This is a genomic window from Paenibacillus sp. JCM 10914 (assembly GCF_001315105.1).
Taxonomy (GTDB): domain Bacteria; phylum Bacillota; class Bacilli; order Paenibacillales; family Paenibacillaceae; genus Paenibacillus_AQ.
In genome coordinates, this window is record NZ_BAZR01000048.1 from 17,391 (window position 1) to 29,993 (window position 12,603).

At 46.5% G+C, this 12,603-nt stretch carries 11 protein-coding genes and 1 pseudogene; all 12 read left to right on the forward strand.

Going from position 1 to position 12,603, the window contains the following annotated elements; all coding sequences use genetic code 11:
• The first annotated feature begins 152 nt into the window (after window positions 1-152).
• The 12 genes and pseudogenes from JCM10914_RS26990 (at window position 153) to JCM10914_RS27045 (ending at window position 12,572) form a co-directional block, all read left to right on the forward strand.
• Window positions 153-497, forward strand: a complete 345-nt coding sequence (locus tag JCM10914_RS26990) for a hypothetical protein (protein ID WP_023967087.1) — start codon at window positions 153-155, stop codon at window positions 495-497.
• 368 nt (window positions 498-865) lie between these two features.
• Window positions 866-2,428 (forward strand): S-layer homology domain-containing protein, encoded by a 1,563-nt coding sequence (locus JCM10914_RS26995; RefSeq protein WP_023967089.1) that lies wholly within the window; start codon window positions 866-868, stop codon window positions 2,426-2,428.
• On the forward strand, window positions 2,425-3,471 hold the full coding sequence (locus JCM10914_RS27000; RefSeq protein ID WP_023967091.1) for a hypothetical protein: 1,047 nt from the start codon (window positions 2,425-2,427) through the stop codon (window positions 3,469-3,471). The genes JCM10914_RS26995 and JCM10914_RS27000 overlap by 4 nt, the downstream gene beginning before the upstream one ends.
• Entirely contained in the window at window positions 3,425-3,880 is a 456-nt protein-coding gene (locus tag JCM10914_RS27005; protein ID WP_148300274.1) for a hypothetical protein, read from the forward strand. Before JCM10914_RS27000 ends, JCM10914_RS27005 begins: the two co-directional genes overlap by 47 nt.
• Window positions 3,881-3,994: 114 nt before the next feature.
• Window positions 3,995-4,453, forward strand: a complete 459-nt coding sequence (locus JCM10914_RS27010) for a hypothetical protein (RefSeq protein ID WP_052019937.1) — start codon at window positions 3,995-3,997, stop codon at window positions 4,451-4,453.
• 103 nt (window positions 4,454-4,556) lie between these two features.
• On the forward strand, window positions 4,557-4,835 hold the full coding sequence (locus JCM10914_RS27015) for an alpha/beta-type small acid-soluble spore protein (protein ID WP_023967095.1): 279 nt from the start codon (window positions 4,557-4,559) through the stop codon (window positions 4,833-4,835).
• Window positions 4,836-5,067: 232 nt separating this feature from the next.
• Window positions 5,068-6,269: pseudogene (metK, locus tag JCM10914_RS27020) on the forward strand (methionine adenosyltransferase).
• A 343-nt stretch (window positions 6,270-6,612) separates the two neighbouring features.
• Window positions 6,613-9,312 (forward strand): stalk domain-containing protein, encoded by a 2,700-nt coding sequence (locus JCM10914_RS27025; RefSeq protein ID WP_023967101.1) that lies wholly within the window; start codon window positions 6,613-6,615, stop codon window positions 9,310-9,312.
• A 56-nt stretch (window positions 9,313-9,368) separates the two neighbouring features.
• On the forward strand, window positions 9,369-10,523 hold the full coding sequence (locus JCM10914_RS27030) for a sensor histidine kinase (RefSeq protein WP_023967103.1): 1,155 nt from the start codon (window positions 9,369-9,371) through the stop codon (window positions 10,521-10,523).
• Window positions 10,524-10,527: 4 nt separating this feature from the next.
• A complete protein-coding gene (locus JCM10914_RS27035) occupies window positions 10,528-11,250 on the forward strand; it encodes a response regulator transcription factor (RefSeq protein ID WP_023967105.1) in 723 nt (240 codons plus the stop codon).
• 177 nt (window positions 11,251-11,427) lie between these two features.
• Window positions 11,428-11,847, forward strand: coding sequence for a hypothetical protein (locus tag JCM10914_RS27040; RefSeq protein WP_023967107.1), 420 nt, complete (start codon window positions 11,428-11,430; stop codon window positions 11,845-11,847).
• 281 nt (window positions 11,848-12,128) lie between these two features.
• A complete protein-coding gene (locus JCM10914_RS27045) occupies window positions 12,129-12,572 on the forward strand; it encodes a hypothetical protein (RefSeq protein ID WP_023967108.1) in 444 nt (147 codons plus the stop codon).
• The last annotated feature ends 31 nt before the right edge of the window (window positions 12,573-12,603 follow it).

Consider the following 12,603-nt stretch of genomic DNA (forward strand, 5'->3'; position numbering starts at 1 on the left):
ATTTTTGTGAATTGGTTCTTGTTTTTCTTCATAATATAAGATCTTTAATATGGAGGAATTAATGTTTACCAAAATCTAAATTTTGTATTTTCATGTAGAATACGCTACAATAGCGGAAGCACATACTATTTTTAGAGGGTGAAGATGAAATTATGAAGCCGATATTATCGAAAGCTCAGCTCGACTACATGAAGGCCAAAACGAAGTTCGAAGAACGAGCCAAAGTGATGGAGAAGAAGATTGAGTTGGCTCGCGAATCTCATGGCAATGTGACTCAGGAAATCATGGAGGGGCTCGTGGTTGAGACTGGCTTTCATGATTCATTCAACGATATGACTGCTGCGGAGAATAACTTGATCCAATGGTCTCATACAACCATTAAACATGATAAGACGTATAAGGATAATAAGAACGAGATCGATATGATGTACAGCACCCTGCATAGCAACCCTGAGATGCGAGCTCGTATCATTCAAATGGCTATGAAGATTCGATAGAATTCAACAGAAAGCGCCCTGGGGCGCTTTTTTTGTTTGTCATAATATGTAATTGGTTAATTGTTATCAGACGCGAAGAAACTTCGAAAAACTTTTTTTAAAAAACTTTGCAACTGCCGCAACTTTTCGTGATTTCTAACGTTTATAATGTAGAACCCAATGAGAATCCAAGATTATCCGATTGAAGAAACTTGTCTATTAATTAGAAAAATGTTCTTTACGGTCTTCTGGACTCGTTGTATAATACCTAGGTAGGATTAGGAAACTACTCTAGTATGTAGTGTTCTCTCGTTAACAAGATTCTGTGATCACGTCACAGACTTCATTTATGATTTATGCTCAACTCGGGAAAGGAGGTGCACGACAATATGAGTAATAAGAGCTACCAAATTACAGAAAATAATCAAGTGATGATTCAAGGAGGAGAAAAAAAGGTTATGAAGAAAATTTTATCCGTAGCACTGTCTACAGCAATGGCATTCTCCATGTTTGCTTCTGTTGCATTCGGTGACGATGCTCTCAACACGCAACAAAAGTTTGATGTACTGAAAGAAAAAGGAATCTTCACTGGTTATCCAGATGGAACTGCTGGTCTGACTAAAGACATGACTCGCGCTGAATTCGCGAAAGTCTTGGTAGGCGTATTGGGTCTTGAACCAATCGAAGGTAAAGCATCCTTCAACGACAAGAACTATACAACTACAATGTGGGCTACTCCTTACATCGAAGCAGTATATGCTGCTGGTCTGATGGAAGGTAAGAACACAACGAAGATGATCTTCGACTTCAACGGTAAAATCACCGTTCAAGAAATGGCGAAAGTCCTCGTTATTGCTCAAGATCTTGACATTCCAACAGAAACAGACAATGCTGCTTCTGACTGGGCTAAAGGTTATGTGCAAGCAGCAATCAACTCCGGTCTTGTAGATGCTAAGGCTAACCCTAAAGCTAATGCTTCCAGAGGTCAATTGGTTGAAGTTGCTTACTCCATCTACTTGGCAGCACAAAAGCCAGCAGTAGTTTCTTATGAAGTTAAAGAAGATGGTAAAGTAGTTGAATTCAAACTTGCTAATAACGAAGTTGTGAAGGTAACTCTTGACGATGCTCTTAAATCTAATGTAGCTACAGATGTTAAATTTACACATAACAACTATGAGTACACACATAGTGTTACTTGGGTTGTAACAGCAGCTTCTAAAGTTGAAAAGGCTTCTGCAAGCAACTTGAAACAAGTAGTAGTAGCATTTGACGGTGAGGTTGATAAGGCTACAGCAACCAATACTTCAAACTACTCTCTCAGTGGATTTACTTTCTCTAATGCGTCTCTGAGCGCTGATGGAAAGACTGTTACGTTGACAATTGCTCAAACAAGTGGCACTCTGAGTCAACAGACTGAGTACACTCTTAACCTTAAAGGTGTTAAGAACAAAGATGCTTCAAGAACATTTAGTCAAGGCGTGAAGTTCTCGCCTGTAGATACTACATTGCCTGAGGTTTCTGAAGTAGTTGGACTTGGTACTAAAGCATTCAAAGTGGTATTCTCTGAGCCGGTTGAACCGACATCAGTTCAATCCACTTCTAACTTCCAATTGAATGGTAGCACTGTGAATGGTTATGTAACTTATCAGTACCCTAACATTGCTATCGTAACTACTGATCTGGCAGTTGGTGAACATGAATTGCTGGTTCGTAATGTGAAGGACTTTGCTAATTTCACACTACTTCAAGAAACTAAGAAATTTACAGTTGCAGAAGATACAACTGCTCCTGAAATTGTAAGTGCTGTGACTCATGATCTGTCCAAAGTGACAATCGAGTTCAATGAAACGGTTAAATCAGTAGGAACTGTGTACCACACTTCTGCCGGTAAAACTGGTGTGCCAACAGTAATCGACAACAAAGTAGTTGTGGATTTCTCTGCTAACCATTGAGCCTTGCTGACACAACTATCTATGTTCAAAATGCAACTGACTACAGCAACAACAGTGCGAATCGTGAAGTAAAAGTAACTCCGGTTCTTGACACTGAGCGTCCTGAAGTTGTTAGAGTTGAAGCTCAAGAGAGCAGCGCAGGCAACCATGAATTTATCGTTGAATTCACTGAGGCTGTACTTGAGTCCGATGTTCGCAACGTTAACAACTATGTACTGAAGGATTCCGACGGTAAAGTTGTTAGAACTGCTGGATTTAACTATGATGGTCATCCGATTACTACTCCAACATTTGTTGATAACAATTCTAAAGTGAAAGTTAGCGCGATTGGAAAATTGGCTTCCGGAACTTACACATTAGAGATCAACAACATTCGCGATAGAGCGGCTGTTCCAAATACTATGGTTCCATATACAACAACCATTAATTTGGCTGATATCTCTAAGCCTTCTATTCTGAACAGCTCTTCATACTATGAAGAAGTGATCAGTGGTAGCAATGTTGGATACACAATTACAGTTCAATACAATAAAGCAATGGCATTCAGCGGAAATGGATCGGTAACTGAAGCTAATAAGTATAACTACCGTGATGCTTCTGGTAATTACCAACCATTGCCTGCCAATGCTTCGGTAAACGCGATTAATGCTGAAACTGTTCGTATCACACTTCCAGCACGTTCTGGCGGTTACGCAATTGTTAACAACGGTGCTGTAGGACTGAGAGTGGTTAACGTAGCAGATGCTAACGGTAATTATGTTGATAACAACATTGCGACTGCAAGCATTACTGAAAAGGGTACTCAAAGAGTCGCAGTAAGTAGCTCAAAAGCAACTGACAAAACTACGGTTGAAGTGAATTTTGACGGACCACTGGCTCAAGTATATGCAAATGATTTTGAATTAGTTAAGCCGAATGGTTCTAAGCAAGGATTGACTTTGTCTAGTTTCAACCCAGGTAGTAGCAAAGCTACTTTCAAAGTAGTGGGTGAAGCACTTGAGCCAAGCACTGTTGTACAGTGTTCAAACGAAAGATGTATCTGATGCAAATTTCGTTGTACAATCGATCAATGCGAACGGTGTGAAAGTTAGAGGAAGCCAACCTCTTGCTGATGGTATCAAACCATCTTTGGTGAGTAACACTCAAATTAACCCTACTGTTACTGCTAATGTCTACACTGTTGACTTGACTTTTGATGAGGACATTGAAGTACAATCTACTACTGAAGCCTTTACAGTACAAGTAAATGGTACAAATGTTGCATTCAAAGGTTTGAGTAAGGAGTCAGCAAGAGTTGTAAGATTAACTTTCGAAACTCCTAATGCATTGCTTCCTACAGATTCTGTTGCGATCTTCTCTACAGGAGTATTGGAAAGCTCTAAAGCAATAACTGATGCTTCTCCAAATAGAAATGTTGCTGAAGCAATCAAAGTTAATGTAAACATTTATTAATAATCAGTTATGACTTAAGGAGTCCATTCTCTGAATGGACTCCTTTTATTATGGTTAAGGGAGTTAATTAAATTGAAGAAATATAAGTTATATGTTGCTGCATTTGTGTTAATAATGTCAGGTACAATTCTAGGCTCCACACTCAACACCCCCGCCGACGGCGCAAGCACCTCACCCGGTACCACCGACGACCCCGTCGTCACTAAAAGCTACGTAGACCAACAAATCCAGCAGGCTCTGAATGGCAGTGGTGGTGGCTCAACCAATCCAACTACACCCTCACAACCATCGCAAGGCGCTGAGGAAGTGAAGAATGTCGCTTTGTCGCCTGGGAAGATTCTGATTGCCAATCCAGGTACCGAGTTTATCGTTCGTTCGGGTAATGCGGTCATCTACACCGAAGACAAGAACGGTGTAGCGGATTTGACCGATGGCAAAGACTTGTTGAATGGACAAGCTGCGCCTAAGAATCATTTATTATCCTTCCCGCGTGAAGGCCGGGGCATTCAGGTGAAGGAAGGCCAGCAGAATGGCCTGATTGTCATGGTACGTGGTGGTTACACGATTAGATAGTCCTATACATATTATTGCCAGATGTGACAAGCTTTTATACGTGTTACGGCAAGGTTTAGGGCTCATACTACCTCTGTAAACAACTTTACAGGAGGTGCTTGAAATGGCTAATCGTAATCGTCAAGTGGTACCCGAATGTCGGAGTATGCTGAATCAGATGAAATATGAGATAGCAGCTGAGTTTGGTTTGCATGTCGGGCAGGGTAGTGGTTCGCATGGAGCGGATACCGAGTTTGGCTCGGAGCTTGGGGCGATCGGCGGACATTCCAGTCGTCGACCAGGTTGGGGTCATTTGACTTCGCGCGAGAATGGATCGGTGGGCGGAGAGATTACCAAACGTCTCGTACAGAACGCGGAATCCAGCATATTTGGAAACCTGTAAGGTTGCACTTTTCGTATATTTACCATCAAATATAAACATGCATAGCAGTCATGGTGAAAGCCCAAGAAAATCCATAAAAATGGCTTGCTAACTGGATTGACACCTGGTAACAAATACGTTAATATGCATGATGAGGATTGTACATTTCAAACCTTTTCCTATAGGAAAAGGTTCATTTTTTGTGTAGGACCTTTTATTATTTCACATACTATTCATATGGGAGGTTGATCTCATGTCTTTAAAAGGGCGACGTTTATTTACATCTGAGTCCGTTACTGAAGGACATCCGGATAAAATCTGTGACCAGATTTCCGATGCGGTACTTGATGCTTTTCTAGCCAATGACCCGAACGCTCGCGTTGCTTGCGAAGTCTCGGTTGCGACAGGACTTGTATTGGTGATTGGCGAAATTAGCACGAACTCGGAATACGTGGATATCCCATCCATCGTGCGCAATACGGTGAAGGAAATCGGGTATACCCGTGCCAAGTACGGATTTGATTACAATACATGCGCAGTGCTGACATCGCTGAACGAACAATCCGCTGATATTGCACAGGGGGTAAACGCTGCACTGGAGAATCGTGATCCTTCCCAAGTGGATAAGGAAACCGAGAACATTGGTGCTGGTGACCAAGGTCTGATGTTCGGTTTTGCTACGAACGAGACACCGGAACTGATGCCGTTGCCGATCGCATTGTCTCACCGCATCGCTCGTCGTCTGTCCGAGGTACGTAAGGACGGTACATTGGAGTACCTGCGTCCTGATGGCAAGACTCAAGTAACGGTTGAATACGATGCAACAAGCCGGTTCGTGTGGATACGATTGTCGTATCGACTCAACATGCCGAAGAAACGACTCTCGAGCAAATCCAGAAAGATATTAAAGAACATGTCATTCTTCCTGTGGTTCCAGCCGAGCTGTTGGACGCAGAAACCAAATACTTCATTAACCCTACCGGACGTTTCGTGATTGGCGGCCCACAAGGGGATGCCGGTCTGACAGGCCGTAAGATCATTGTCGACACCTACGGTGGTTACGCTCGCCATGGCGGTGGCGCCTTCTCCGGCAAGGATCCTACGAAGGTAGACCGTTCTGCCGCTTATGCCGCGCGTTACGTTGCCAAGAACCTGGTTGCCGCTGGGCTTGCGGACAAGTGCGAAATCCAATTGGCCTACGCGATTGGTGTCGCGAATCCGGTATCGATCAGCGTTGATACGTACGGAACGGGTAAAGTAAGCGAAGAGAAACTCGTTGAGCTAGTGCGGAACAACTTCGACCTCCGTCCTGCAGGCATCATCCGTATGCTGGATCTGCGTCGTCCGATTTACAAACAAACAGCCGCCTATGGTCATTTCGGTCGTACCGATCTGGATCTGCCGTGGGAACGCGTAGACAAAGTCGATGCGTTGAAAGAGCAAGCAGCAAAGTAAGCTGAGTATATGCCATCCGTTCGCAAACGATGACAAATTTGTTAACAAATATGAAGTCGATACCTACAATGGGTATCGGCTTTTTTTATTAAAAGATTGGAAATACAGGAAGAAAGGTTATGACAATCTAGTAACTTTTGAATGAAAAAATAGTAACATAGGTGCGATTTACATATCCTCTCAAAAAATGCTAGTTCAAATCAGCTAGAACTTGGTGTACGATGCGGGCAGGCGTTTTTTTTTATAACAAAATCGTAACTTTTTTGAAAAAATGAAGTCTATTAGATATAGACTTTAAATGTTTGGCCACGTGTTGAACAAAAGATGGGAGAGTTACGATTACATGGAAAGTCAGGGGAAAACGCCGAAGTCGGAATTGCATCGAGTAGGTAAGAGATGGTTGATTATAACGCTTGCAGGGGTCATCTGGGTGGGACCTGTTCTGGGCAATGGAATTCCGGTCGTGGAGAAGCTGTCGCCTTCATCTACCGTTCATGCCGCAGCAGCATCTGCGAAGAAGCTGGGAGAAGAGATTATTACCTCCGGTGCGGTGCTGATGAAGTATCAATATACGAATGATAAAGGCGAGAAGTCCTTAGCCAACGTGATCCGGGTGGATCTGAACAACAAGCATGTGAAGCTGGATGTGATGGCGGGTCAAGGCAATCAATTCACGACCAGACAGAGCACTGGCGGAATGGCGAGAGAGCATGGGGCGGTTGCGGCGATTAACGGAGATTTCTTCAATACTGGACGCGAAGGGGCACCCATGGGTGCACAAGTATCGAATGGGCTGCTGATGTCCACGCCTTCGGATTTGAAAGGGATGTACGCTTTTGCGGTAACGAGCGGCGGTACGCCGATTCTGGACGAGTTCGCATTCTCCGGCAGCATCAAGGCTGAGAATGGTACGACTTTCCCACTCGCAGGCATGAACAAGGTTGCCTACACACCAGAAAGTACAAGCTCCAACTATAGTCATGTGAATGCAGCTTATATCTATACAAGTGCGTGGAAGGCGCTGGATCGTCCGCTGAACAGTTCAACGACACCAACCGAGGTCATGGTGACGAACGGTGTGATTACCGATATTTCGGTAATGTCTGGTCTGCCAACATCCATACCAGAAGGCAGTTATATTCTGCGCACCCACGGGGCTGCTACCGAATATGTGAAGAATAACTTGGCCGTAGGGCAGAGATTGACCGCGGACTACGCACTCGTATCCAAGAAATCGGGACAAAAGCTCGATCCAACCTCATTACAAATGATGATTGGCGGGCATACGATTCTCGTGGATAACGGCAAGGCTACCGCGTTCTCTCGTAATGTTAATGATCTTGGGGGCAACCGTGCACGTACCGCTGTCGGTTATTCCAAGGACGGGCGTTATGCTTACCTCATTGCTACGGAGAGCCACAACAGCAGCAAGGGCATGACCCTGCAGCAGTTGCAGGACTTCATGACGAAGGTTGGAGTGTGGAAGGGAATGAATCTCGATGGCGGCGGATCTACAACGATGGTGAACCGCCCACTCGCCGAGATCAACACGCAGCTCACGTTCAACACGGAGTACGGCACGACGCAGCGAAGCGTGGTGAATGCGTTAGGGGTATTCTCCACAGCTCCTGTAGGTAGCTTGAAGGGACTGAAGGTTAGCGGCAGCAATCAGCTATTGATCGGACAGATCGGCAGTTATGAATTGAAAGGCTACGATACCTACTATAACCCGATCGAGGCAGGCTCAATCAAGCCGACATGGAAGACGAGCAATGGTAACCTGGCAGTGAACGGACAAAGCATTAAAGGTATGAAGCCGGGTACAACGACGCTGACAGCGGTTAGCGGCAGCACGCAGGCGACGATGCAGGTCCAAGTGCTGGGAGCGAGCGATATCGCAGCGTTGACGACAGGCGTATCCAGCGCACCACTGGCGGCAGGCACATCCGTATCCGTTCCTATTACCGCCGTGACGAACAACGGACAGAGCATTGAAGTGCCGAGCAGCTCTTTGAAATGGGAGTTTGTCGGGTTTAAAGGCAATGTAAAGGACGGCAGACTGACCGTGGAATCGGTAAACAGCAATGCGAAGGTGGGTTATGCCATTGCCAGGTACGACGGGTTCAGCACGGTGGTTATTTTATCGGCAGCAGGCCAAAGCACATGGGAGAATTTCGAGAATGTAAATTATCCGATCAATTTCACAACGAATGTACCGGCTGTTAAAGGCTCTGCAAGGATTGTGAACGGCAGCGGGTCACGCGCGAACTCGAAGGTGCTGAACCTCACCTATGATATGAATGGCGGATTGGGACAGAAGATGTATGCCTATGCCGAGTTTAACGGCACAACGGGCAAAACCATCCCGGCCCAAGCAACGTCCATGACGGTCGATGTAGAAGGCGATAGCAGCTTGAACTGGCTGCGTGCCGAGCTAAGAGACAATAACGGTAAAACCGTGTACGTGGATCTGGCCAAAGCCATCGACTGGACGGGCTGGAAGACGCTGAACATAGATCTGAGCAGTTATAACATTGCTTTCCCGGCACTGATGAAGCGCCTCTATGTCGTGAATGTGGAAGAAGGACAGGATGAGCGTGCATTGAGCGGCTCGGTATCTTTTGACGATATTCGCTTTACGATGCCTTCGGCCGGCAATGTTGGTCTTCCAACTGGCAAAGCGGTTATGACTATTGGGCAAAAATCTTTGACGTTTAATGGTTCTAAAGTGGCAATTGATTCGGCTCCGATCTTGAAAGGTGGAACTACTTACGTGCCGATCAAGCATGTTCTTGACGCTTTCGGCGGGCAAGCAACCTGGAACCAAGCTGCGAAGCGCGTGGGCGTTCTAAGAGGCGGCATGCTCATGGAATTGACGGTTGATAAGAAGGATTACATCCTGAACGGCAAGCGCCATTCGGCGGCTGTTGCGCCCATCGTTCAGGGCGGAAGGACTTTAGTCCCGCTCCGGCTCGTGTCCGAGCAATTGGGCCTGAAAGTAAAATGGGACAAGAACACGAAGACCGTTACGATCGAATCGTGATATGGTATGATATGGTATGATTATGTATATGAAACGTTAGAAATGGAGTAGAGTGCGTGGATTATCAAGCCGATGCCATCGACCGTGTCATAAAGAACGCCATCTCTGTGATGGAGGACAGCAAATACCAGATGTTCGAAATATTGGAGGCGTCGCGTCAGGAATTGACGTCTCTCAATCATGAACTGCAGCGTGCGCTTAAGGAAACGACCGAGACGCTTGAGAAGGTGGATCAGCTCGAGCTGAACTACCGCCGTTCCCGGATCCGGCTGACTGAGGTCAGCCGGGATTTCGTCCGGTACAAGGAAGAGGATATCAAGCAAGCCTATGAGAAGGCTACGCAGCTTCAGCTCGATCTGATGATCTACCGTGAGAAGGAGATGTATCTCAAGGCAAGACGGGACGAGCTGCAGAAGCGGGTCCGCAATGTGGAGAATTCGGTAGAACGCGCAGAGTCTATCGGCTCCCAGATGGGCGTGGTGCTGGAATACTTGTCGGGCGAACTTGGACAAGTGTCCCGCATCATTGAATCCGCCAAGAACCGGCAGGTGATTGGGCTTAAGATTATTTTGGCCCAGGAGGAAGAACGGAAGCGCATATCCCGGGAAATCCATGACGGTCCTGCTCAGCTGCTTGCCAATCTGGTTCTTAGGACGGAAATTGTAGAAAGAATGCTAGCGAAGCAGGAATTTAAGATGGTGCAGGACGAAATAGTAGATTTGAAAGGCCAAGTGCGTTCAAGTCTGGAGGAAATGCGCAAAGTTATTTTCAATCTGCGTCCAATGGCACTCGATGATCTGGGATTAATCCCCACGCTTAGAAAATACGTGCATGATTACGAAGAGAAATCTAAAATCCGCACGATCTTTGAGACACGGGGAAAAGAGCATCGTCTCTCTTCTGCGATGGAGGCGGCCATCTACCGGTTGGTGCAGGAAGCGTTATCGAATGCGGCAAAACATGCTTACCCGACTTATGTGCTTGTGGAGATCACATACCAGGCGCAGTTGGTCAAAATCGTTGTCCAGGACAATGGCCTGGGATTTAACGTCGAATTGTTAGAAGCAAAAAGCAAGGACCACTTTGGGTTAATTGGCATGCGGGAGAGGGTCGAACTGCTCGAAGGGAGAATGGAGATCGACTCAGCCGAGAACCAGGGAACCAAGATCGTCATTCATATCCCGACGAACGTAGAGAAGAGGAAGGAGTAATCGGATGGAACATTTGGAGAAAGAGAACTCAATTATCAAAGTACTGTTAGCGGATGACCACCAGCTATTTAGGGAGGGTCTGAAGCGGATACTGAATATGGAGGATGACATCGACGTGATCGGCGAATGCGGAGACGGGATTCAAGTGCTTGAATTCTGTAATGAAGTGAAGCCGGACATCGTATTGATGGACATCAACATGCCGACAGAGAACGGGGTTCAGGCAACGGAGAAGCTGCGCGAGATGTTCCCTGAGATCAAGGTTATTATTTTGTCGATTCATGACGATGAGAGTTATGTGTTCGAGACACTCCGCAAAGGTGCAAACGGTTATCTGCTCAAGGATATGGAAGCCGAATCGTTAATTAATGCCATTCGCTCGGTTCATGAAGGCTATGCTTTCATTCATCCGAAAGTAACGGGCAAGCTGATTCATCAGCTCCGCCGCATGACGTATGTGAATGAAGCGGGTGCGATGTCTGAGAGCGGCACTCGCGAGGCTGGCGTTAAATTTGTGGCCGGCGAGAACAACCCGCTGACGCGTCGTGAAGCTGAAGTGCTTCGTCTGATGGCGGAAGGCAAGAGCAACAAGATGATCGGCGAATATCTGTTCATCAGTGAAAAAACCGTTAAAAACCATGTCAGCAGCATCCTGCAGAAGATGGAAGTGGACGATCGCACGCAAGCGGTTATCAATTCCATTAAATATGGCTGGGTGACGCTGTAATCCCGTCGTTCCGAATGCACGGACGACTTACATAAGCGGGGGACTGCCGGAGGCGGTTCCTTTTGTTTTGGGGATGGCGCCGTTACCAAGTCAATTAGTGTGGGCACGAGTAATATGACCTGTCACCGGACCTTCATGACCAGCATATAGTGTTGGTAAGAGAAGGAGGTGAGTCTCATGGTTGCCCATTTACTGTGGATCGTTGCGGTGTACGGATTGGCTGTTGCCCTCGTTCATCTGCTGCATGCCCGCCATCGAAAAAGCGTAGGTGTTGGCAAGGTCAGGCGTAAGCATTACGTGCTGGTCACGTCCAACCATGAGCGGCAGGTGGAATGGTATTTGAGAGCTCTTTCGTGGTATGCTTTGCTGAGCGGAACCCGGATACGCGTTACGGTCCTGGATGATCAATCGCATGATCTGACACTGAAGATTGTTAGCCGTATGACTCACTTGTCCGGGATTGAACTGGTGTATGGTCAATTGCGATCAAGCAAACAAGGGGATCAGCAGCATGAAGACCTACAGGATCAGGAGATCATTCAAATTGATCTGAGAAATCCGTTAGAAGCTGCCCGTATTCCTTACGTTCAAGTGTAGTGATCGTTTGGAATGGAATCCAAATCATAATGGATCCAAGGCATAAAGAATCACAAAGCCAAACAAATATGATCGTATTCAAGGTGTGAAGCACACTCCGACCAACTTCTGGTGGGGAGGGTGCTTTTTTGCGTTGGCAGTTATATCGAACCATGTCGAATTAACGCGGGAAATATGGCGCGAATGATGTCGAAACGGTATTCATTCATACATACGTAGCTAGCGGATTCTGGATCAGATACAGCTAAAAAATGATTTGTTATGTTGTGGAGGTGCATGTTATGCAAGTGAGTTTGTATGCGGTTCGTACATCTGTGGGATGGGCGTGTCAGATCACGATCGATACAGAAGTGGATCTGGATTGGTGGTATGGAGCCGGAGCAGGGGGACGGGCTGAGGGGACCCTTACTGACGCGAGCAGGATGGTGTGGTTATCGTCGCAAGTCCCTCTGGGCTGGGCGGTGGCGATACAGGCGGGATTTGGGTCAGAGCTTCATATGGATGATTGGGAGACCGAGGAATGGCAGCAATACTTATGGGAGCAGTTAACGCCGTACCTACTGCAGGAGCCAGCGGAGAGCAGGGAGTCTTGGGGCAGATTGATGGGGGAAGTGAGATTGTACGAAGGCCGTGCAATTGCAGGTATGCTGGCTGAAAAAGGGTCGCCATCAGGCGATACCTGGGTGGAGCTGGAGCAGCGAGCCTTACAGCTGGCGGCCGCATGATGGGACGCGCCTTGCTTGCTGGCGAAGTGAG